Here is a 22,884-nt window from a genome sequence, read left to right as displayed (position 1 = left end):
CGCAGCCGGAACAATGCCATGCAGCACAACAGCCCGCCAGATGACGAAAGCCTGACGTCGCAATGCTATAGTGAAACCGGGCGCTCGGGCAGTATTCTTCTGCTGGCCTGTGGCGCGCTGGCGCGTGAAATTCTTGACCTGAAAAATCGTAACGGCTGGGATCACATCTCGCTGACCTGCCTGCCCGCGATATTGCATGTTCATCCAGAACGGATCACGCAAGCTGTTGAAGAGGCCGTCGCCAAGCATCGCGACGAATATGACCAGATCTTTGTTGTCTATGCTGATTGCGGCACCGGAGGGCTGCTCCAGAAGGCCTGTGCCGAATTGGGGGTTGAGATGGTTCAGGGCCCGCACTGCTATTCGTTTTTTGAAGGCAATCAGGCCTTCGACGCGCGTGGCGAAGACGAGACCACGGCGTTCTATCTGACGGACTTTCTGGCCCGCCAATTCGATGCCTTTGTCTGGAAACCGCTGGGCTTGGATCGTCACCCCGAACTCAGGGACATGTATTTCGGGAATTACACGAAACTGGTCTATCAGGCACAGACGGACGATCCGGATCTGACAGATCGCGCCCGCGACTGCGCCGACCGGATGGGGCTGGCGTTCGAGCGTCGCTTTACCGGGTATGGAGACCTTGAAACCACGCTTGCCGATTGGGCCACTCGCAGGCCCAATAACTAGCGGGGTCAGGCGTTTTCCTGAGCCACTTCCCGAATGCGCTGGATCATCGCCCGCAGGCCATTTGAACGCTGGGCGGACAGGTGATCATTTAGGCCCAGCCGCGCCAATTCTCCGCCTGCATCGACCTTTGGCACCTCTGCAACCGGCAAGCCGTTATAAAGCGACCGCAGCACAGCGATCAGGCCCCGCACGATCAACGCATCGCTGTCGCCATCAAAGCGAAACACACCACCTTCAATAATGGGTTGCAACCATACTTGGCTGGCACAGCCATTCACCTTTGTGGCAGGCACCTTGAGCGCATCGTCCAACGGCTCCATCGCTTTGCCCTGTTCTATGACGTGGCGGTACCGGTCTTCCCAGTCCTCCAGAAACTCGAAATCCTCAACGATTTCTTCAAAGGCTGGCGTTGCCATCTTGCGGCGATCCTTTTGTTGCGACCATACAGGAGAACTATGCCGCGCACCCGCATCTGTCCAGCCCTGCCATGGGTTTTCAAAGCTTGCAAATTACGATAACCCATTGCGGAATTTAATGCTCTGAGCTGGGTCTATGCAAAAATCACTGTCACTCCTTATGATCGCCGCACTGACCCTGTCTGCCTGCAACAGTTGGAGCGACTCGCGGGCGAACCCATCCAACTGGTTCGGGTCCAGCACGTCGACCCCACCACCCTCCGAGGCGGCCTATGACCCCAACGTCCTGGTACCGCCAGAACGCGAAGGGTCCGGCCTGTTTTCAAGACCTGATCCCGTGGACAACAGCGTGCCGATCGCCAAGGTTGATGAGCTGCGGATTAACCCCACGCCCTCGGGTGCCATCATTTATGCAAGGGGTACCGCTGCGCGCCAAGGCGCTTATGGGGCCCAACTTGTCCGGGTTGAAAACGCAGAGAACCAAAAGAACGGGGTTCTGGAGTTCACGTTCAGGGTCAGCTACCCCAGTTACGCCACCAATCAGGGGACAGAACGGTCACGAGCGGTGTCCGATGCGGTTAATGTTAGCCTGGATGACCTGCAAAACACCCGTCTGGTTCGGGTCGTCGGTCAGCAGAACGCACTGGAATCCCGGCGCCGGTAACTGTCGCTAAAGCGTGACGACCTTCACCGTTTGCCCCTTGGCAGCCAAAGCGATCTTACCTTCACACAGTTTGAGGGCGTCCTCGCCGAACACCTCGAAACGCCAGCCTGACATGGCCGGCACGTCGCGCTCACCGGCGGCAATCTGATCCAACTCGGAACTGGTTGCGATCAGCTTTGCCGCAACGCCCGCGCTTTCGGTTTTTGACTTCAGCAACACGCGCAAAAGGTCCGCCAGCGCAGGATTGACCTTAAGCTTGTCTCGGCTGGTGTCCACGCGCGGCATTTGTTCGGGCGGGCAACTGACCCCTTGTTTGACAGCGTTCAAAATACCTTCGGCAATAGCCCCCTTGCGGGCTTCGCGCAGCAACAAACGAGAGCCACCCAGGTCTGACGGCGATTTCGGCTTGGTAGATGCAAGTTCGATCAGTGCATCATCCTTGAACACACGGCTGCGCGGTACATTATTTTCCTGCGCATAAGCCTCGCGGAACCGGGCCAATTCGCGCACGACGGCCAGAAACTTGGCGGAATTTGTCCGCGTCTTTACCCGCTTCCAAGCGTCTTCTGGGCGAATATCGTATGTGTCAGGCAAGGTCAGTGTCCGCAACTCTTCGGCGACCCAATGACTACGCTGGGATTTCTCCAACTCAGCGGCCAAATGTTCGTAGATTTGCCGCAGGTGCGTTACATCTGCTAGAGCATAGGTTTTTTGCGCTTCGGACAGAGGCCGCCGGGACCAATCTGTAAAGCGTGAGGTCTTGTCCAAACCTTGTTTGCAAATCTTGCGCACCAGCGTTTCATAACCAACCTGTTCACCAAAACCGCAAACCATCGCCGCCACTTGCGTGTCAAACAACGGCTTGGGGAACACGCCAGCCTCGACCCAGAAAATCTCAAGATCCTGCCGGGCCGCATGGAAGACTTTGACAACACTTTCGTTAGCAAAAAGCTCGTACAACGGGTCCAGCGACAGTCCGTCCGACAAAGGATCAACAAGAACAGCACTGCCCTCGTCCGAGGAAGGAACCGCAAGTTGCAGCAGGCAGAGTTTGGAATAGTAGGTGCGTTCCCGGAGAAACTCGGTGTCCACGGTGACATAGTCATGATCCGCAGCCGCCGTGCAGAACTCGGCCAACTCTTGCGTCGTTGTCAGGGTTTTCATTCGTGGTGCTATTCTTGCTTTTGTTCTTTGTGACTGCCCGTCAGTTTTTTGACATACCGAGCCGTAGTGCAGACCATAGGCCGAATAACACGTAAGTGTAAATCACCCTGAAATGTTCAAGGCAGCAACACCGGAGTGCGGTCCGCGCCTGCATAACGTCTAAGCACCGTCGGGTAGAGTTTGTGCTCTAATACCAGGACACGTGCAGCCAACGCTTCGGGCGTCTCATCTGGTTCAATGTTCAAACGGGCCTGACCCAGGATTGGACCGTCATCCAATGCGGCCGTGACCTCATGAACCGAGCAGCCATGTTCAACATCGTCTGCTTCGATTGCCCGGGCGTGGGTATTCAAACCCTTGTATTTTGGCAACAGTGACGGGTGGATATTCAGCATCCGACCCTGAAATCGCGACACAAAATCCGCCGTCAAAACCCGCATGAAACCAGCAAGGCATACGATGTCAGGCTGGGCTTGCTCCAAGGGCTTCAGCAACTCGGCCTCAAAAGCGGCGCGGTCCCCCTTGAACGGTCGGTGATCAACCGCAGCCGTAGCGATGCCGCGGTCGGCGGCTTTCACTAAGCCGCCCGCCTGCGGATCGTTGGCCAGCACCAGACACGGTCGCGCAGGGTGATCACCAGTCATGCTGTCGACCAGCGACACCATGTTGGAACCGCCACCCGAAATTAAGATCGCGACGCGCTTGTAGCTCACAGCAGGTGGCCCGAATAAGATACGCCGGGCACGTCTGTGACGCTGCCGATCCGGGCAACGGTCTCACCTGCCTCGGCCAACAAAGTGGTCAGTTCATCTGCTTGCGCGGCGTCGCAAACGACGATCATGCCGATACCGCAGTTGAAGGTCTTTAGCATTTCAGCCTCGGCGATGCCGCCAACGTCAGCCATCCAGCGGAAAACGGGCGGCAAGTCCCACGCATTCAGATCAATCTGCACACCCAACTCATCAGGCAGTACGCGCGGCAGGTTTTCAGTCAGGCCGCCACCAGTGATGTGCGCCAGCGCGTGAACGCCCCCTGCCCGGATCGCTTGCAACGCCTGTTTGACATACAGACGCGTCGGCGTCAGCAGCGCCTCGCCCAGCGAACCTTCGCTGAACGGCGAGGCGGCATCCCAGCCCAGCCCCGAGAGTTCAACCAGTTTGCGCACCAGCGAATAGCCGTTGGAATGCACCCCGTTCGAGGCCAACCCTAGCAGCACATCACCCTGTTGCACGTCTGCGGGCAGATGCGCGCCACGCTCCATCGCGCCGACCGAGAAACCGGCCAGGTCGAAATCGCCTTCGGGGTACATGCCGGGCATTTCAGCGGTCTCACCCCCGATCAGGGCGCAACCAGACTGTACACAGCCCTCAGCGATGCCTTCGATGATCCGCGCGGCGGTATCTGTGTCCAGCTTGCCGGTGGCGAAATAGTCGAGGAAGAACAGCGGCTCGGCGCCCTGACAGATCAGGTCGTTGACGCACATGGCCACCAGGTCAATGCCCACCCCGTCAACTACGCCGGTATCAATGGCGATGCGCAGCTTGGTACCTACACCATCGGTCGCGCCCACCAGAATCGGGTCGCTATAACCTGCGTCCTTGAGGTCGAACAGCGCGCCAAATCCGCCCAGACCGCTCATCACGCCCGAGCGGTTCGTCCGCTTGGCCGCAGGCTTGATCCGGTCGACCAGAGCGTTCCCCGCATCAATGTCAACGCCTGCATCAGCATAGGTGATTCCGTTCTTGCCCGCTGTCATGGCCAACCCCTTATGAATGGTTCACGCGCGGGTTAGTCGATTGTTGGACATGTTGCAACGGTCAGGCTTGACGCGGCTGTTCACCGTGGTACGCAAGGCGCTTAGGCGGGCCTGTAGCTCAATTGGTTAGAGCAGAGCGCTCATAACGCTTTGGTTGGGGGTTCGAGTCCCTCCGGGCCTACCAAAAACCGCTTCAACGCAAGCCCACATACTGACAGGCTGTGTAGAATTCGTCACAGGGTTCAAACCACCCGAAATAAATCACGCTTGCAATTACGACACCAATAAAAATAAGCAACTTATTCAAAATCTTACCCTCACCATTTACCAAGGCGCGCAAATCAGAAATTTCGACTTTCGGTCAATGTGAATACACCGACGCGAAACACGCGCGACCGGACCTTTGACCTGAATCCCCGACAGACGGCCTACAAAAGCATAAACGCTCTCTACCCTTCCTTCGGGTTCATCCTAGCACATTTTGGCAATTGTCAAAAAACCTGCGTCCAAAGCGGACCAGTTGCCCCGAGTCATCGACCGATGATTATGTCCGCGCACAACCCGCCCAGCCTTTCGCTTTTGCCCAAGCGTAATACCCCGCCATGCGCGCGCGCGATGTCCGAGACGATCGCAAGGCCAAGGCCGACACCGCTACCTTGATTCTGATTCCGAGCGGGATCAAGGCGAGAAAACGGTTTGACGGCCTCGGTGCGCTGATCCTGTGGAATACCTGGACCGTCATCCTCGACCCGAAGACGGATCGTCTTGGGTGTCATCGACAGACTGACTTCAGCCCGGTTTCCGTACCTGACCGCGTTTCCGATCAAGTTCTCAACGGCCCGGCGAATGGCAGTGGGACGCAGCAAGGCCGTACCCTCGCCCTCGACCGAGACCAGGCTGGCCTCGTGACCTGCGCGACGTGCATCCTCGACAATCTGCCTCAGCAAAATCTCGGGCTGAACGGTTTCCGGCGGGCCCTCTGCGGCCCCGCGCGAAAAGTCCAGAAATGCGTCCAACAGCAACTGCATTTCATCCACATCCTGTTGCAGCGGCGCGGCCTCATCCTCGGGCAGCATGGACAGGCCCAGTTTCAGTCGCGTCAACGGGGTTCTGAGATCGTGACTGACCCCCGACAACATCAGTGTGCGCTGTTCCATCTGGCGTTCAATTCGCGCGCGCATGTCCAAAAACGCACTGCCCGCTGCGCGGACTTCAATTGCCCCTCCGGGTGAATAAGGCACAACCCTGCCCCGGCCAAATGCCTGCGCTGCATTCGCCAGTCGAGTGATCGGCCGAAGTTGATTGCGCATGTACAAAAAGGAAATCGAAGTCATGATCACCGCGAAGAAAACCATGGTCACGATCAACTGGTGCGGCGCGGTTGGGGACAAGCGACGGCGATCCAGTGTCAGCTCAAGCAAGCCTAGATGGGTCCGCATATACAGCCGCGCCTGATCGCCCGTTGGCAGAGCGACTGCCACAAGATCCAGCAATTGTTCGTGCAGATCGGCTTCTACCTGTGGCGCGATGAAGTCATACCATCTGCGGTATCCAATATCGGGCCCTTCATTGATCCCTAAAAATCGGGCCTTCATTTCCAATGAGGCAATGTCCTGTCGAATCGCGGCAATGGCCTGATGCTGCGTTTCGGCGTCTGCCATCGTGTCTGTAATCAGGTCGACCTCACGTGCAGCCGCGCTGGTCATTTGCGCGGTCACATCCTCAAGGTGTTTTTGAATGAACGCGACGCCGACCACCAACAGAAGAACGATCACCGGAAGAACCAGGATCAGAACCGCACGCGCATAGAGACTGCGCGGCATATAGGATTTGAGCCACCGACTGGACATGCGCTAAACCTAACGGGCTGATCCGACAAGAGAAAGAGTACAGAATGCAGGCTCCCGACGATTTCAACCCGCGCCCAGGTATGGCTGTCGAGTTACAGACGGGCCTAAGGCGCATTCTGGCCCCCAATCCATCGCCAATGACATATCGGGGCACCAACACATATCTATTGGGTGAAAAGGACTGCGCCGTCATTGATCCCGGCCCACTGAATGAGGGTCATCTTCAGGCGATTCTGGGTGCTTTGCAGCCCGGCCAGCGGATCAGCCATATTATTGTAACGCACACGCATCTTGATCACTCGCCCCTTGCCGCACCATTGGCCGCCCGCACAGGTGCCCCGATTTTGGCATTTGGCGGCCCCGAATCTGGCCGCAGCGCAGTTATGTCCGAATTGGCGGAACAGGGCCTCGCAGGCGGCGGCGAAGGCATCGACACCGATTTCCGTCCGGATATCGAGGTTTCAGACGGCGAAGTTATCCAAGGCGACGGCTGGCAACTCGACGTCATTCACACCCCCGGTCATCTGGGCAACCATATCGCGCTGGGTTGGTCGGATGTCTGTTTTACCGCAGATCACGTCATGGGTTGGGCCAGCTCTCTTGTGTCACCACCAGATGGTGATCTGACTGATTTCATGAACGCCTGCTACCGCCTGCGCGAACGTGACTGGAGCAGTTTTCATGCCGGTCACGGAGCACCGATTCAGAATCCAACCGAGCGTCTGGACTGGCTGATCAATCACCGGCTTGAACGCGAAGCCCAGATTCTGACCGCACTGGAGGAAAAGCCCGGCACCGCACGCGACCTGGCCGAAAGGATATACACAGAAACCCCTGCGGCCCTTCTACCCGCCGCCGAGCGCAATGTTTTTGCACATCTTGTCGATTTATGCGGAAAATCAAAGGCTTCACCAAAAGGCCAGCTTTCCGTGAATGCGCTTTTTGAAAGGTTGGGCTAACCAAAGAACTTTTTTCAGCTCTTATGACGATCTTGTCTTGTCGGCCAAAAACGAGGTTGCTATACGGCCCTCAGTTCCGGCGTAGCTCAGCGGTAGAGCAGTTGACTGTTAATCAATTGGTCGTAGGTTCGATCCCTACCGCCGGAGCCAAATTCCCCTTCAGATTTCAGAAGAATGGTTCGGCGAATTTCCCCGCGCCGTGGACAGTCAACCTTCGTCAAAAAAACTTCGCGCACCCCTCTGGACGCCGCAGAGTCGTATTGATATACGGCGCGGACCGTTCCGGCGTAGCTCAGCGGTAGAGCAGTTGACTGTTAATCAATTGGTCGTAGGTTCGATCCCTACCGCCGGAGCCATTTTCCCTTATTTCAAATACTTAGCCCGTAAGGGCATCCGAAAAGTCCGCACGAAGGTTGCGCTTAAGCACCTTGCCCGTAGCGTTCAGTGGCAGCGCGTCCACAAAGACAACCTTGTCAGGAATCTGCCATTTGGCAATTTTGCCGTCGAAGTATGACAGCAGTTCGTCCTCCGACGGGTCCTGCCCCTCGGCCTTTACCGCAACCAATAGAGGACGCTCGTCCCACTTGGGGTGCGGAACACCGATCACAGCGGCCGTCGCAAGCTTGGGATGGGCAACGGCGATATTCTCCAACTCAACTGAACTGATCCATTCGCCACCAGATTTAATGATATCCTTGGATCGGTCACGGATGGTCATGTACCCGTCGGCATCCAAAGTCGCCACATCACCAGTGGCGAACCAGCCATCCTGCAGCAGGTTCTGATCCTGCAGTTCAAAATAGCTGTCCAGCACCCAATACCCGCGAACCAGCAAATCACCCTGAGTTTCACCATCGCGGGGCAGTTCATTGCCGTCATCGTCAACGATTTTCAGTTCGACGCCATAGCACGGCCGGCCCTGACTCTCGCGCAGCTTGTGCTGCTGTTCAATCGGCAGATCAGCGTGTTTCGCCATGGGTTGATTCGCCGTACCCAACGGGCTCATCTCGCTCATGCCCCAGGCGTGAACAGTGTCTACATCATAGGTGTCACGGAATGTTTCGATCATCGAGGGTGGGCAGGCCGCGCCGCCGATAACCGTTCGCTCCAGACTGGTAAGTTTACTGCCCGACTTTCCAGCATGGGCCAGCAAACCCTGCCAGATCGTCGGAACACCCATCGCCAGTGTAACGCCATAGGTGTCAATCAAGTTCACCAACGCCTCACCATGCAGATCAGGCCCAGGCAGAACCATGCGCGAGCCTGACATTGCGCAGGCATAAGGCGACCCCCACGCATTCACATGGAACATCGGCACCACCGGCATCACAACGTCCACGGCGGAGTACCCGATGACATCCCGCGTATTCGAACCGAAGCTATGCAACACGGTCGAACGGTGGGAATACAACACGCCCTTCGGATTTCCCGTTGTGCCGGATGTGTAACACAGGCTGGACGCAGTGTTTTCGTCAAAGCTGGGCCATTGGAACCCTTCATCACCTGTTTCGATCAGCTCATCATAGAACTGAACACCGGGAACCCGCGCGATCGCGTCATCGTTCTTTGGCCCCATCAGCACGAAATGCTGAACTTCGGTCAGATGTTCTTTGATCGCCGCAACCAGCGGAATAAAGGTCGCGTCAAAGAACAGAACCCGGTCTTTCGCGTGGTTGATGATGTAGGTGAGCTGTTCGGGAAACAGTCTGGGGTTGATCGTGTGACACACAAAGCCTGCACCAGAAGTTCCATAATATATTTCCAGGTGCCGCCGATTGTTCCACGCCAGTGTCCCGATACGCGCTTGCGGTTCGAGGTCCAGTTTGGTCAAGGCTGACGCCAGCTTTCGCGCATTCACCGCCACTTGTGACCAAGCGCTTTCGGTCACGGACCCGTCGGTCTCAACCGAGATGATCTCGGTCTGACCATGATAGCGATCCGCGTGTTCAATCAGTGACGAGATCAGCAGCGGCTGCGTCATCATTTGTCCCAGCATGGACATCCTCCCTGTAGTTGCACCATTTCTTTGCGACAGTGCATTTGTTCCGCCCCCTGCAACGACCAGCAGGGCATCTGTTCGGGGACCCACCCTGCCAAGCATTTAATTTGCTGACAATAATAGAATGCAGCATTCCGCTGCGGCAAAAAGAAGTTTTTTCCTCAGTCCCGATGGCGCACCACATACGCCACCAACGCGGCGGTCGAACCATCCTTTTCAGACGCCGATTCCTCACCTTCCACGATCGGGCCAAGCGATGTTGCCAGTTCCTTACCTAGTTCGACACCCCATTGGTCAAACGAGTTAATTCCCAACAGCACACCTTCGACAAATACACGATGTTCATACAGCGCGATTATCTGCCCCAAAACAAACGGCGTAAGTTTTGGGTATATCAATGTGGTTGAAGGTCGGTTTCCGGAAAAGACCCGGTGGCGGGCCTGACGTTCCAGCTCGGCGCCTTCCAACCCCTTCGCGGCCATGCGTTGCCGTGCTTCGGGCAGCGAACGCCCTCGCATCAACGCCTCGGATTGAGCCAAACAATTCGCCAACAATAGACGGTGGTGATGCGAAAGCTCCGGCTCGTGCCCTTCGGCTGCAACCATGAATTCGCAGGGGATCACGTCGGTGCCTTGATGGATCAATTGATAGAAAGCGTGCTGCCCATTGGTTCCAGGCTCGCCCCAAACGACTGGTCCGGAAGGAACCGCCAATGCAGCGCCATCCATCGCCACGGATTTTCCGTTCGACTCCATCTCGAGTTGCTGAAAATACGCGGCCAACCGCAACAACCGCTGATCATAAGGCAGAACCGCACGGCTGGCATGGCCAAGAACCTGCCGGTGCCAGATACCGACGAGAGCCAGCATGACAGGCATGTTTTCACCCCAGTCAGCCGCTCGGAAATGCACATCCATGGCCTGACCGCCCCGCAAGAAGGCATCAAAAGCATTCGATCCGACGGCGATCATCACGGGCAAACCAACCGGCCCCCAGACCGAGTACCTTCCGCCGACCCAATCCGCAAAGCCGAATACCCTGTTTTCGGGAATGCCAAAGGCTTGCGTCTTGTCCAAAGCGGTGGACACCGCCGCGAATTGTGTCGCCGGGTCGCCCCCACCTTCGGTCATCCACGCCCGAGCCGTTCGCGCATTGGTCATGGTCTCAATGGTTGTGAAGGTTTTCGAGGCGACAATGACCAGCGTCCGCGTCGGATCCAGTTGTCTCAACGTATCGGCGATATGCGCGCCGTCCACGTTCGACACATAATGCAACCTTGGCCCATCGTGATACGGGGACAAAGCATGAGTGGCCATAACCGGACCCAGATCGGACCCACCGATTCCGATATTCACCACATCCGTAAAGCTGCCCCCTGCCCCGATGACGGCACCGCCGCGCACCTCTTCGGCAAAGACCCGCATACGTTGAAGCGTGTCCAAAACGTCAGGCATGACATCCAGACCATCAACTTCTACCGGGCCACCGTCCAAATTGCGAAGAGCCGTGTGCAGCACCGCGCGGCCTTCGGTTTCGTTGATCTTGGTACCGCTGAACATCGCCTCGCGACGGTCGGCCAAATCTGCCTCATCGCATAACTGAATTAGGGCATCGCGGATCGTCGTATCCAACTGGGTCTTCGAGTAATCAAACAGCAAGTCCCCGGTCGAAGCCGAGAAAATGCGCGCCCTGTCGGCCGAATGTTCGAACAAGTCCAAAATCGCGCGGTCCTGCGCGCCGGCTGCCAGAGTTCTGAGGTTATCCAGTTTCATTGTCGTCACTCCGCCCAGTGAACCGTCATCCCACTTAGCACCGCTGCGATCGGTGCCTCTTCCGGATGCAAGGTAAGTGCTTGTTTCAACGCCTCGCGCTTTGCAGCCCCGAAGATCACCAGATGTTTGGACAAGGCCCCGTCCAGAACCGGTGCCGTCAGGGTTATGCGCGCCTCTGGCTGGACTTCGGTCCGGGCGATGGCCAGCGGCGGCGCGTGCCTATCAAGGGCCTCTTCCAATCCCTGCATTCCAGGAAAAAGTGACGCCGTATGCATGTCCTCTCCCATCCCCAGAACAAGAACCGACAGGGGAAGGACCGGAGTGATCAGGCTTTCGACTTCCGGCAGTACTGTCTCGGGGTCCTTGCCGTCCAGATACAGCGGAACATATTGCGCCGCTGATGCGCGATTTGTCAGCAGACGCTCGCGGATCAGTTTTTCGTTGGATCGGTCGCTACTGCCTGGCACGCAACGCTCATCCGTCGGTAAAATCCGCACTCTGTCCCATTCCAGATCAGCGGCACACAACCCGTCAAAAATCGGCCCCGGAGTAGTGCCGCCGGGAACCGCCAGCGAAATCATGTCGTGATGCAGCAACGCGGCTTCCAGATCTCCGGCCAAGACGTTGGCGACGTCGATGGCCAGCATGTCCCTGTCGGCGTATTCCTGTATTTTCATGGGTTTATCCCTTGCCACCGGCGACCATCCCGTTTCATCAGCAGTTCGGCGTCGCCCGGGCCGGTACTGCCACTTTCATATGGTTTCGGCACGTCCCCACGCGACTGCCAACCCGCAATAATAGGGTCGGTCCACGCCCATGCGGCCTCGACTTCGTCGCCGCGCATGAACAGGGTCTGATTGCCGCGGATCACATCCATCACCAGCCGTTCATATGCGTCCGGCGGCTCTTGGTTTTCAGGCCCCAGCGCCTCGGCAAAGCTCATGTCCAAGGGCACGTCGACCAGACGCATGCCCCCCTGCCCAGGCTCCTTGATCGTCACCTTCAGGGTGATCCCTTCGTTCGGCTGCAGTCGAATCGACAGGACATTCGCGTGACGGCCAGCCTGTTCACCAAAGATCGAGTGCGGCGCATCCTTAAACATAACATTGATGACCGACGAGCGCGCCACCAACCGTTTGCCCGTTCGCAAATAAAACGGTGTACCAGCCCATCGCCAGTTGCTGACATGCGCCCGCAGCGCCACGTAACTTTCAGTGGTCGATCGTGGATTGCCCACGATCTGACGATAGCTTGGCCCGCCCCCTTCAAACTGACCGCGCACGATATGGTGCGGTTCAACCGGGTCCAAGGCGCGGATAACCTTGAGTTTTTCATCTCGCACGGCGTCTGGGTCGAATTTCGCCGGCGGTTCCATCGCGATCAGGCACAAAAGCTGCATCAGGTGGTTCTGCATCATGTCGCGCATCGCACCGGCGCGCTCATAATACTCTTCCCGCCCATCTATACCTACGGATTCGGCCACGGTGATCTGAATGTGATCTACGTACTGGCTGTTCCAAAGAGGCTCAAACAACATGTTTCCGAACCGTACTGCCATCAAGTTCTGAACCGTTTCTTTGCCCAGATAATGGTCGATCCGGTAGATTTGCTTTTCCCTGAAATGCGCAGCCAAGGTCGCGTTCAACACCTTCGCGCTGTCCAAATCGTGACCAAACGGTTTTTCAACGACAATTCGGGTCTGTTCGGTCGCAAGATCATGTGACTGAATTCGCTCGGCCAACGAACCGAACAGCCTTGGCCCAACGGAAAAATAGAAGGCGCGCACCATGTCGGGCTGAAGCTTGGCCGCCAATGTCGACCACCCTTCGTCGGAACCACCATCTAGTGCAACGTAATCGACGCAATGAAGAAATGCCGCCAGCGCCGCCGCATCCTTGCACTGGACCGAGGCATGCGTTTTCAGCGATTCGGCCACAACTTGCCGAAAGGTTGCGCCGTCGTGCTTTGTTCTGGCGGCGCCAATAATCTGCACCCCATCGGCCCATTGACCAGCACAAAACCGACGGAACAGCGCCGGAAGGATCTTGCGCTGCGCCAGATCACCGGTTCCGCCAAAAATGACCAGATCAAAGGGGTCGACGGGTATGACACGAGAAACCATGTGTTTTCCTTACCTTGCCCCTAAGGCCATGTCCAATGTTAGCGCAACCATATTTGCGGCAATCTGCGTCTTCACAACTCTGTCAGTTCGGTTCTGCCCACTTAACGAACACAGGCCAAGGCGCTAAGTCTTTCACACGAGCTCAAAGAACCGGAAACCGGAATGAAAGACAACGCCCCTCAAAGCGCCAATATTGGCAAATTTCAGAACAAATTGGTGACAGCAGACGGGCAAACCCGTGCATCCGTGGCGTTGAAGGATCCTCAGACGCTTTGGTTCAATACTGGCACGCTGTGCAATATCGAATGCACCAACTGCTATATCGCAAGCAGCCCGACCAACAACGCGCTGGTTTACATAACCGCAGATGAGGTTTGCGCATATCTGGACCAGATCGAAGAACGCGCGTGGCCGGTACGTGAAATAGGCTTCACCGGCGGTGAACCTTTCATGAATCCCCAAATGATCGGGATGACGCGCGCCGCGCTTGAACGTGGGTTCGAGGTGCTGATCCTCACCAACGCAATGCAGCCCATGATGCGTCCCAAGGTCCGCGAAGGCTTGTTGGACCTGCAACGTGACTTCGGCGACAAGCTGACTTTGCGGATTTCTGTCGATCACTTCCGCCCTGACCTTCACGACGAAGAGCGTGGGCAAGGCAGCTTTGACAAGACCGTCGAAGGTATGAAATGGCTACGCGACAACGGGTTTCAAATGGCAGTGGCCGGGCGTTCGGTTTGGGGGGATACCGACGCAGAAAGCCGTGCAGGATATGCCGCATTATATGAGGCCCATGGTTTTGACATCGACGCGCAGGACCCCGCGCGGACCGTTCTGTTCCCCGAGATGGACGAAACCATCGAAGTGCCTGAGATCACAACCGCTTGCTGGGGCATTCTGGATAAATCACCCGAGGCGGTCATGTGCTCAAACGCAAGGATGGTCGTGAAACGCAAGGGCTCTGACAAACCCGCCGTGCTTGCCTGCACCCTGCTGGCCTACGAACCAGAGTTCGAGATGGGAGAAACATTGGCCGAGGCCGAAGCTGATGTGCACCTGAACCACCCGCACTGCGCCAAGTTCTGCGTATTGGGCGGCGCAAGCTGTTCGGGCTGATCAGTTCAACTCGGGCGATTTCCAGTATTTGGTTCCCGACGCCCCTGCCGAAACGCGCCACCCCTTCTTGCTAAGGACAAAGAAGGAACGGCCATCGGTAAACCTGAGTGTCTCGTCAGTGCGTTCTTCACCGTACATGGCGTCCGATTGGGCCGTAGCGTCGTATCCATAGTCAATGAACTTGTCCAAATCCGCCTGCGTTTCAAACAGGATAACGAACTTGGTTTCAAACCCACCGATTCCAATCGCGGCACCGACCCCTCCGGTTCCCATGTTCATATAGGTGTGCTGTCCGGTCTCTTTCGACACGGCCACACCACGCCCGTATCCGGCGGACACCGGGAATACCGTCACCTTTCTGGAATCAAAAACCGCGTATCCGGCGCTGACATCGTAAAGCGCCTGAGCCTCGGGGTTCTCTGCCATAAGCTGGGTAAGAACCTCGTTTGCCATGACGTCAAGTTTCGCGCGTGTCTCTTCCGGGGTGGCTTCGTTCGACATCAGATCGGCAGTGGAGTCGATGGTGTCATCCACGGCGCTCACGCCCTTTTCGACTGTGTTCCCAACCGACTCGGCCCCACGCCCAATGGCGTTTGCAGTGTTTTCAGCACCCTTCTTGATTTTATCCAGGACGCCTTCGGCAGCGACGGGACCGCCAAGCATTGTGACGGCAAAAGCGAGATACAGAATTCGAGACATTGTGACTTTCCATATGGCAAACGGTTTGCATGCCACTCTACTCAATAAAACCGCGTTGAGAATGCCTGTTCAGTTTATCCTGAATTCACCGACCATGTTGCGCCATTCTCCGGGGGCAATCATTTTCCGGTGCGTGTACCTCACCGAATGCAGCGGTCCTTCAATCTCGCGCTGCCAGAATTCGATGAAATCAAACAGTTTCGGGTGGTCCGGGGCAAGATCGTAATCCTGCCAGATGAACGTATTCAGAACGTGGATATAGTCGGGCATGTGATAGAAGAATTCCGCCGTCGTCAGCCCATATCCCTTGAGCATTAATTCAGTTTCGCTTTGCTCCATGCAGACCTCCAATTTCTTGCAAGGTCTCGTTAGGGTAACATGGAAACCCTCAAACTATTGAATAACAATATGTTACTCCGGTGTTACTGTGGTTTTTTGCCGGAAATGCTCAGCTGGCTTGCACCTTATGTGCCGGGTCTGATAAGATGCACACACAAGATATAGACCCAAGCCAAAGATCGGGCAGTTTACGTGAGCGATACGCCAGAAACCCCAGAAAACATGGATGAAACCCCGCCTGAGCGTCCCGTTTATGACGGTCCGACGGTGTCCATCGAATCCGAGATGCGCACGTCCTATCTGGACTATGCCATGTCGGTCATCGTGTCCCGTGCGATCCCTGATCTGCGCGATGGCTTGAAACCGGTGCATCGGCGGATTCTGTACGCCATGCACGAAACCGGGAACACGCATGACAAAGCGTATCGTAAATCGGCGCGTCCCGTTGGTGATGTGATGGGTAAGTACCACCCGCACGGCGACAGCGCGATCTATGACGCGCTGGTGCGGATGGCACAGGATTTCTCGATGTCGCTGCCGCTGCTGGACGGTCAGGGCAACTTTGGTTCGATGGACGGCGATAACCCGGCGGCCATGCGTTATACCGAAGTGCGGATGGACAAGCCTGCCGCATCCCTGCTGGCCGATATCGAAAAAGAAACGGTCGATTTTCAGGACAACTATGACGGCAAGGACAAAGAGCCGACTGTCCTGCCCGCGCGGTTCCCGAACATGCTGGTCAATGGGGCCGGTGGTATCGCCGTGGGCATGGCCACGAACATCCCGCCACACAATCTGGGCGAAGTGGTCGATGCTACGCTTGCACTGATCGACGATCCGGACCTGACCTCTGAACAGTTGATCGAATACGTCCCCGGCCCTGATTTCCCGACCGGCGGTGTGATGCTAGGCCGGTCAGGTGCGCGCAAAGCCTATCTGGAAGGTCGCGGTAGTGTCATCATCCGCGCCAAAACGCGGACCGAGGAAATTCGAAAAGACCGCTATGCCATCATCGTGGACGAGATCCCCTATCAGGTGAACAAGGCGTCGATGATCGAAAAGATCGCCGAGGCCGTGCGGGAAAAACGCATCGAAGGCGTGGCGCACGTACAGGACGAATCTGACCGCAACGGCGTACGGGTTGTTGTGGAACTGAAACGCGATGCAACGCCCGAAGTGGTTCTGAACCAGCTCTACCGTTTCTCGCCGATGCAAACGTCCTTCGGCTGCAACATGCTGGCGTTGAATGGTGGTCGGCCTGAACAGTTGACTCTGCGCCGGTTCCTGACCTCGTTCATCGACTTCCGCGAAGATGTTGTCGCTCGCCGCACGGCATATGATCTGCGCAAGGCGCGCGAACGCAGCCACATCCTGTGTGGCCTGGCTGTGGCCGTTTCAAACGTGGACGAAGTGGTTGCCACCATCCGGTCGTCAGCAGATGCCGCCGAGGCGCGCGAAAAGCTGATGACCCGCCGTTGGCCTGCGGCCGAGATCGAAGGCTATCTACGCCTGATCGACGATCCACTGTCCAAGATGAACGACGATGGCACCTATAACCTGACTGAGGTACAGGCCCGTGCGATTCTGGAGCTGCGCCTGCAACGCCTGACCCAATTGGGCGTCAAAGAAGTCACGGATGAGTTGGAGCAACTGGCTGCCAAGATCAAGGAATACCTTGATATTCTGTCCTCGCGCGAACGCATCATGTCGATCATCGGCGATGAGTTGCGCGAAGTGCGTGATCAGTTCGCCGTTCCGCGCCGCACCGAGATCGTCGACTGGTCCGGCGACATGGAAGACGAGGACCTGATTGAGCGCGAAGACATGGTCGTGACCGTAACCTCGGGCGGCTATATCAAGCGAACGCCGCTGGCTGATTTCCGCGCACAAAAGCGTGGCGGCAAGGGCCTGTCAGGGATGCAGACCAAGGAAGAGGACGTCGTTACCAACCTCTTCGTTGCGAACACACATACGCAACTACTGTTCTTCACCACCGAGGGGATGGTCTACAAGCTCAAGACCTGGCGCTTGCCGCAGTCCAGCCGCACCGGAAAGGGCAAGGCGATCGTCAACATCCTGCCGATCCCCACGGGCGTGTCGATTGCCGCAATCATGCCAGTGGATGTGCCGGACGACGAATGGGAAAACCTGCAAATCGTCTTCGCCACCAGCGCAGGCGACGTGCGACGAAACCGCCTGTCAGATTTCACCAATGTGCGCCGCAACGGCAAGATTGCGATGAAACTCCCCGAAGATGTTGAACTGGTGAATGCACGCATCTGTTCCGAAGATGAAGATGTGATGCTGGTCACCAATTCTGGCCGTGCGATCCGCTTCCGCACCACTGACGTGCGCGTCTTCAACTCGCGCGAGTCGACCGGGGTGCGCGGTATCAAGCTGACCAATGGCGACCGCGTTGTGTCGATGTCTGTCATCCGCCATTTCGAGGCCGGACCGGACGAGCGCGCGGCCTACCTCAAGATGCGCCGTGCCGTTGCGGGCATCGCCGATGACGGCGAAACGGACGAGGATGAAGCCGCATCCGGCACGATCACGCAGGAACGCTATGCCGAGATGTCGGCAGCCGAGAACCTAATCCTAACGATCACCTCGGGGGGCGCGGGTAAGCTGAGTTCCAGCCACGATTACCCCGTGCGCGGGCGCGGCGGCATGGGCGTCGCGGCAATGGACAAGGCCATGCGCGGCGGTGAACTGGTGGCGTCGTTCCCGGTTGAAATCGACGACCAGATCATGCTGGCCACTTCCAAAGGCCAATCGATCCGTGTGCCGGTTGAGGGCATTTCCTTCCGCTCGCGTAGCGCGGGCGGTGTACGTGTGTTCAACACCGGCAAGGGCGAAGAAGTCGTCAGCGTCGCCTGGATCGCCGATCAGGGCGACGAGGACGAAGACGAATAAACCAGCCCCAAAAGAATTTGTAAGACCCCGTAGGCCAGCCTGCGGGGTTTTTTATCAAACGTCGCGCTCTGCTTGACCGGTTTCAAAGGACCACAGTCACTACACAGGTTTCAGCGCATTCCGGATAGACGAACACCCCTCTCCATCCGTACCTGGGACACTCTATTGACCGGGGGATGGAATTCACGTGCCTACGCGTTCAAGCGGGCATGTTACAGGCAGTAAATCTCGCCAAATTTGTCTTCCAGATACGCCATCAAAGGCTCTGGCCCCGGCTCAACCCCGCTTGCACGGGTAATGATGTCCCGCGGGGCATAAAGCCCGCCATATTGCTGTAGATTTTCGCGCAGCCACCCCGTTGCGCCCGAGGTATCGCCCTGCGCCAGTTGCGTATCCAGATCAGGCAGCGCCGCGCGCAGGGTCTGGTAAAGGCAACCGGCATAGACATTACCCAGTGCATAAGTCGGGAAATAGCCAAACAGCCCCACCGACCAGTGCACATCCTGCAGACAACCATTAGACGGCTTGTCGACCGCATAGCCGAAATCGGCCTTGAACCGGTCATTCCACGCAGCTTCCAGATCGCTGACCTGCAAGTCCCCGGCCATCAGGGCGCGCTCCAGATCAAAGCGCAACATGATGTGCAGGTTATATTGCACCTCATCCGCCTCGGTCCGGATGTACCCGTTATGGACACCGTTGACGGTGGCGTAGAAGGCGTCGGCGTCGCTGATCCCGAAATCGCCAAAGGCTGCTGTCATCTGAGCGAACAACCAACCGGTAAAGGCGCGGGATCGGCCCAATTGGTTTTCGTAAATCCGGCTTTGGCTTTCATGCACACCCATCGACACCCCACTGCCCAGCGGGGTCAACACATAGGCTTGGTCGATGCCTTGTTCATAGGCGGCGTGGCCGACCTCGTGAATGGTCGAGTAGAAACAGTTGAACGGGTCGGTTTCACTGGTACGGGTGGTGATACGCACATCCAGTCCACTACCCGAGCTGAATGGGTGCACAGCCTTGTCCACACGACCTGTGTTCAGGTCATAGCCAAAGGTGGTCGCCAGCTTCTGCGACAGGCGCATCTGGGTCAGTTCGTCAAATGTGCCAGTCAGGCTCTGCGGCACAGGGCGGTCCAGTACAGCGGCGCGTAAGGCCACCAGACGTGGACGCATCTGGTCGAATATATCGGCAATCTGGGTGCCGGTTGTGTAGGGCTCGTAATCCTCGACCATGGCGTCATAGACGTCACCGCCTTGGGCCAGCGCCGCACCCTCTTCACGTTTCAGGGCGACGACCTCTTGCAGCACAGGCAGAAACGCCGCTACGTCCTCATCCGCTCGTGCCTGCGCCCATGTGCCCTGGGCCGACGAAGTCACGCGGGCGATGGCCTTGGCCAGATCGGCGGGCACTTTGACCGTGCGCTTAAAAGACCGGCGAATTTCGCGGATCTGTGCCTTGCCGACCTCATCCTGCGGGTCGGCCTGATCCAGCCACTCGGCCACGCGTGGGTCGGATCGGCGGGCGTGCAGAACGGATTCGATCGCAGCCATTTCCTCGGCCCGTTGCGGGGCCGCCCCGCGCGGCATCACCGTTTCCTGATCCCAGCCCAGCCGCCCGGCAATCTGCCCCAGCGCCGAGGTTTCGCGTTGAAAGGCCATCAGGTCATCAAAGGCGGTCATGTCAAACTCCTCGGATCGAGGCTGCGATTGGGTAGGCGGTCAGGAAGCGCGCGCGCAGGATCAGTGTCCAGACGACAACGGCCATGAACTGATGGAAGATCGCGATCTGCCACGGCGCGGCATAGACCACGGTAACGATGCCGATCACCACTTGCAGCGCCAGCGCCGCAAAGGCGGCATTAAAGGCGAAACGCGTCTGCGGATGCGCACTGGTGCCACCCCGTCGCCAGATGATGACGCTGAAGATCAGTAGCAGATAGCCCGCGCAACGGTGAATAAACTGCACCAATCCGGGGCTTTCGAAGAAGTTACGCCACATCGGCTCCAGCATCGTGGCATCGGGCGGCAAAAACTGCCCACCGATCAGAGGCCAGTCGGTATAGGACCGCCCCGCGTCGATCCCCGCGACCAAAGCGCCAATCAGGATTTGCAGGAACGCAAAGTGCATTAGGCCAGTCGATAACGAGAACAATTTCGCCTCTTTCGCGCGGCGGGCCTGCATCAGGTCACGTTCTTCGCGGCCTAGCTCAAAGATGTACCACGCAAGGAACCCGAGGATCACAAAAGCCAGCCCCAGATGCACAGCCAGACGATAGCTGGCGACGGCGGTCATACCCTCGCCCTGCGTTACGCCCGAGGCGACCATCCACCAGCCCACGGCGCCCTGAACCCCGCCCAAAGCACCGGGTATAAGCAGCTTACCCGTCCAACCAGTTGGAATTTTCCGCGCCATAAGGAAGCCAAAGAACCCGATTGCCCAGACCAGACCAATCATGCGGCCCAGTTGGCGATGGCCCCATTCCCACCAGTAGATCGTTTTGAAATCGTCCAATTCCATCCACTGGTTCTGGATGCGCCACTGGTCGATTTCCTTGTATTTGTCGAACTCGGACTGCCAGTCGGCTTCGGACATCGGCGGGATTGCCCCGGTGAAGGGCCGCCACTCGGTGATCGACAAGCCGCTGTCGGTCAGGCGCGTCAGACCGCCCACGGCGATCATGATCACAACCAGCGCAAACAGCATCATCAGCCAAGCCCGGATCGCCTTGCGTGCACCGCCACGCCCACGGTCGATCATACCGGGCTGAATTGCCTCTTGTTTCTGGTCGCCCGAGACCTCTTCGAAGATGCTGCGCTTGCCGCTCATGCTGTCCTCATGTCCTTGTTTCGTCGCACGCTAGGGTGAAGCGGAAGATAGGTCCAGCCTCAGCCCTTGTCCTTCCAGCGGACCATCTGCCGCATGATCCCGTGCAGCATCTGCACATCCGCCCGCGTCAGCCGCATCCGAGACCAAAGGTTGCGCAGGTTGGTCTTCATGCCTTCGGCCTTTTCGGGGGGATAGAAAAAGCCCGCCTCGTCCAGCCGGTCCTCATAATGTTCGACCAGCTTTTCGACCTCGATCCCCGTGGCCCAGTCACCCTTGCCCAGATCGGTGGCCTCATGCACCACATCGGCACTTTGGCGCATCCACTCATATGCAGTCAGCAACACACATTGCCCAAGGTTGAGCGAGGCATATTCGGGGTTCACCGAGACCGAGATGATGGCGTTGGCCTTGGCAATATCCTCATTCTCAAGCCCGGCGCGTTCGGGGCCGAACAGCACGGCAACCTTTTCGCCCGCCGCGACCTTTTCAGCGGCGATCTGCATCGCGCGCTCGGGGCTGTAGACCGGCTTGGTCAGCCCCCGTTGGCGCGCCGTGGTGGCGAAGACAAACGTGCTGTCCGCCAACGACCCAGCCAGATCGTCAAACAACAGCGCCTCATCCAGCAACCGCCCAGCCCCGCTGGACATGGCAACGGCCTTGGGGTTCGGCCAGCCATCGCGCGGCGCCACAATCCGCATTCGGTCCAGCCCGAAATTCCACATCGCGCGCGCGGCGGCGCCGATGTTTTCCCCCATCTGAGGGCGCACAAGCACAAAAGAAGGCTGAGGTTGATCGCTGGGCATACCTTACTCCGAAAGTTCCGCCTGCTCTAATCGCCCCGCCTGATTAGGGCAAGCCGCCGCTGCTTCTTCTGTTCCCAAATACCCGCTCGGCAGGCTAAAAAGTTTGCTTCCCCCGCTCAATCCGCTAAACCGCGCCGAGAACTGAAAACTGAAGGACGCGCCATGGATACCCCCGAGCAGCCGCAGATTTACCTGATTACGCCTCCGACCATTGCGCTTAGTACCTTCCCCGACCAATTGGGCCGCGTGCTGGACAGCACAGAAATCGCCTGCATCCGGTTGGCCTTGGCGGGCAGCGACGAAGACACCATCGCCCGCGCGGCTGATGCCTGCCGCGAGGTTGCCCACGCGCGTGATGTCGCCATCGTCATCTCAAACCATGTCCTGCTGGCGCAACGGCTGGGTTTGGACGGGGTACATCTGGATGATGGTGCCCGATCAGTTCGGGCTACGCGCAAAGAACTGGGCGCGGATGCCATCGTCGGCAGCTTTTGCGCGGCCTCCAGCCATGACGGCATGACCGCAGGCGAAAACGGAGCGGATTACGTGGCTTTTGGCCCAGTCGGCTCGTCAGCTTTGGGTGATGGCAGCATCGCTGAAAAGGACCTGTTCCAATGGTGGTCCGAGATGATCGAGGTTCCGGTCGTGGCCGAAGGCGGCCTGACCCCAGACCTGATCCGCGACCTTGCTCCCCATACCGATTTCTTTGGCATAGGCGACGAAATTTGGTCGCAAGACGATCCGGTTGCTGCGCTAAAAACGCTCACCGACGCGATGTGAGCGTTAACCCTTG

General features: G+C 57.7%; 20 protein-coding genes and 3 tRNA genes. 9 read left to right on the top strand and 14 right to left on the bottom strand.

The genetic code is table 11. The features are described 5' to 3' along the window. Positions 1–18: 18 nt before the first annotated feature. On the top strand, positions 19–687 hold the full coding sequence (locus GOV88_RS13215; RefSeq protein ID WP_171240721.1) for a DUF1638 domain-containing protein: 669 nt from the start codon (positions 19–21) through the stop codon (positions 685–687). A gap of 5 nt (positions 688–692) precedes the next feature. On the opposite strand, the gene GOV88_RS13210 is transcribed toward GOV88_RS13215, so the two are convergent. After that, the gene (locus tag GOV88_RS13210) at positions 693–1,103 is read right to left on the bottom strand and encodes a SufE family protein (RefSeq protein ID WP_171121559.1); all 411 of its coding nucleotides are present in this window, start codon (positions 1,101–1,103) and stop codon (positions 693–695) included. 136 nt (positions 1,104–1,239) lie between these two features. On the opposite strand from GOV88_RS13210, the gene GOV88_RS13205 reads away from it, so the two are divergent. Then, positions 1,240–1,767, top strand: coding sequence for a hypothetical protein (locus GOV88_RS13205; protein WP_171240720.1), 528 nt, complete (start codon positions 1,240–1,242; stop codon positions 1,765–1,767). A 6-nt stretch (positions 1,768–1,773) separates the two neighbouring features. On the opposite strand, the gene rnd is transcribed toward GOV88_RS13205, so the two are convergent. From rnd to purM, 3 genes are all read right to left on the bottom strand, one after another. Continuing rightward, a complete protein-coding gene (rnd, locus tag GOV88_RS13200) occupies positions 1,774–2,931 on the bottom strand; it encodes a ribonuclease D (RefSeq protein ID WP_171121561.1) in 1,158 nt (385 codons plus the stop codon). 116 nt (positions 2,932–3,047) lie between these two features. Next, complete coding sequence (purN, locus tag GOV88_RS13195; protein ID WP_171240719.1) at positions 3,048–3,644, bottom strand: phosphoribosylglycinamide formyltransferase; 597 nt, start codon at positions 3,642–3,644, stop codon at positions 3,048–3,050. Continuing rightward, positions 3,641–4,687, bottom strand: a complete 1,047-nt coding sequence (gene purM / locus GOV88_RS13190; RefSeq protein WP_171121563.1) for a phosphoribosylformylglycinamidine cyclo-ligase — start codon at positions 4,685–4,687, stop codon at positions 3,641–3,643. The genes purN and purM overlap by 4 nt, the downstream gene beginning before the upstream one ends. A gap of 107 nt (positions 4,688–4,794) precedes the next feature. Here purM and GOV88_RS13185 point away from each other — a divergent pair. Continuing rightward, positions 4,795–4,871, top strand: a tRNA-Ile gene (locus GOV88_RS13185). Between the two features lie 346 nt (positions 4,872–5,217). Here GOV88_RS13185 and GOV88_RS13180 read toward each other — a convergent pair. Continuing rightward, positions 5,218–6,537, bottom strand: a complete 1,320-nt coding sequence (locus tag GOV88_RS13180; RefSeq protein ID WP_171240718.1) for an ATP-binding protein — start codon at positions 6,535–6,537, stop codon at positions 5,218–5,220. 44 nt (positions 6,538–6,581) lie between these two features. On the opposite strand from GOV88_RS13180, the gene GOV88_RS13175 reads away from it, so the two are divergent. The 3 genes from GOV88_RS13175 to GOV88_RS13165 all read left to right on the top strand — a co-directional run bounded on the left by GOV88_RS13175 (position 6,582) and on the right by GOV88_RS13165 (position 7,852). Beyond that, positions 6,582–7,496, top strand: a complete 915-nt coding sequence (locus GOV88_RS13175; protein ID WP_171240717.1) for an MBL fold metallo-hydrolase — start codon at positions 6,582–6,584, stop codon at positions 7,494–7,496. A gap of 75 nt (positions 7,497–7,571) precedes the next feature. Further along, positions 7,572–7,646 (top strand) — tRNA-Asn (locus GOV88_RS13170). A gap of 131 nt (positions 7,647–7,777) precedes the next feature. Continuing rightward, positions 7,778–7,852, top strand: a tRNA-Asn gene (locus GOV88_RS13165). A 20-nt stretch (positions 7,853–7,872) separates the two neighbouring features. Here the strand turns inward: GOV88_RS13165 and GOV88_RS13160 are convergent. From GOV88_RS13160 to zwf, 4 genes are all read right to left on the bottom strand, one after another. Then, positions 7,873–9,492 carry a long-chain-fatty-acid--CoA ligase gene (locus tag GOV88_RS13160; RefSeq protein WP_171240716.1) on the bottom strand — a complete coding sequence of 540 codons (1,620 nt, stop codon included), beginning with the start codon at positions 9,490–9,492 and terminating at the stop codon, positions 7,873–7,875. Between the two features lie 164 nt (positions 9,493–9,656). After that, entirely contained in the window at positions 9,657–11,267 is a 1,611-nt protein-coding gene (pgi, locus tag GOV88_RS13155; RefSeq protein ID WP_171240715.1) for a glucose-6-phosphate isomerase, read from the bottom strand. 5 nt (positions 11,268–11,272) lie between these two features. Continuing rightward, positions 11,273–11,944 (bottom strand): 6-phosphogluconolactonase, encoded by a 672-nt coding sequence (pgl, locus tag GOV88_RS13150; protein WP_171121568.1) that lies wholly within the window; start codon positions 11,942–11,944, stop codon positions 11,273–11,275. Further along, positions 11,941–13,389: a glucose-6-phosphate dehydrogenase gene (gene zwf / locus GOV88_RS13145; RefSeq protein WP_171121569.1), complete on the bottom strand. Its 1,449-nt coding sequence runs from the start codon at positions 13,387–13,389 to the stop codon at positions 11,941–11,943. The genes pgl and zwf overlap by 4 nt, the downstream gene beginning before the upstream one ends. Before the next feature lie 162 nt (positions 13,390–13,551). On the opposite strand from zwf, the gene GOV88_RS13140 reads away from it, so the two are divergent. Then, complete coding sequence (locus GOV88_RS13140; RefSeq protein WP_171240714.1) at positions 13,552–14,505, top strand: radical SAM protein; 954 nt, start codon at positions 13,552–13,554, stop codon at positions 14,503–14,505. Here the strand turns inward: GOV88_RS13140 and GOV88_RS13135 are convergent, their stop codons facing one another. Both GOV88_RS13135 and GOV88_RS13130 read right to left on the bottom strand, forming a co-directional pair. Further along, entirely contained in the window at positions 14,506–15,204 is a 699-nt protein-coding gene (locus GOV88_RS13135) for a hypothetical protein (protein ID WP_171121571.1), read from the bottom strand. Between the two features lie 69 nt (positions 15,205–15,273). After that, complete coding sequence (locus GOV88_RS13130; protein WP_171121572.1) at positions 15,274–15,543, bottom strand: usg protein; 270 nt, start codon at positions 15,541–15,543, stop codon at positions 15,274–15,276. Positions 15,544–15,735: 192 nt separating this feature from the next. On the opposite strand from GOV88_RS13130, the gene gyrA reads away from it, so the two are divergent. Further along, a complete protein-coding gene (gene gyrA / locus GOV88_RS13125) occupies positions 15,736–18,459 on the top strand; it encodes a DNA gyrase subunit A (RefSeq protein ID WP_171240713.1) in 2,724 nt (907 codons plus the stop codon). A 212-nt stretch (positions 18,460–18,671) separates the two neighbouring features. Here the strand turns inward: gyrA and GOV88_RS13120 are convergent, their stop codons facing one another. The 3 genes from GOV88_RS13120 to GOV88_RS13110 are packed head-to-tail and all read right to left on the bottom strand — an operon-like array spanning position 18,672 to position 22,091. After that, on the bottom strand, positions 18,672–20,141 hold the full coding sequence (locus tag GOV88_RS13120) for a carboxypeptidase M32 (RefSeq protein WP_171240712.1): 1,470 nt from the start codon (positions 20,139–20,141) through the stop codon (positions 18,672–18,674). Between the two features lies 1 nt (position 20,142). Further along, positions 20,143–21,288: a heme A synthase gene (gene ctaA / locus GOV88_RS13115; RefSeq protein ID WP_171240711.1), complete on the bottom strand. Its 1,146-nt coding sequence runs from the start codon at positions 21,286–21,288 to the stop codon at positions 20,143–20,145. Positions 21,289–21,347: 59 nt separating this feature from the next. Beyond that, positions 21,348–22,091: an RNA methyltransferase gene (locus tag GOV88_RS13110; protein ID WP_171240710.1), complete on the bottom strand. Its 744-nt coding sequence runs from the start codon at positions 22,089–22,091 to the stop codon at positions 21,348–21,350. A 162-nt stretch (positions 22,092–22,253) separates the two neighbouring features. On the opposite strand from GOV88_RS13110, the gene GOV88_RS13105 reads away from it, so the two are divergent. Continuing rightward, on the top strand, positions 22,254–22,871 hold the full coding sequence (locus GOV88_RS13105) for a thiamine phosphate synthase (RefSeq protein ID WP_171240709.1): 618 nt from the start codon (positions 22,254–22,256) through the stop codon (positions 22,869–22,871). Positions 22,872–22,884 lie beyond the last annotated feature (13 nt).

Source organism: Ruegeria sp. HKCCA5491 (assembly GCF_013034565.1).
GTDB lineage: Bacteria > Pseudomonadota > Alphaproteobacteria > Rhodobacterales > Rhodobacteraceae > Ruegeria.
The sequence above is the reverse complement of the archived record's forward strand: the minus strand, read 5'-3'. Positions and strand labels throughout refer to the sequence as shown.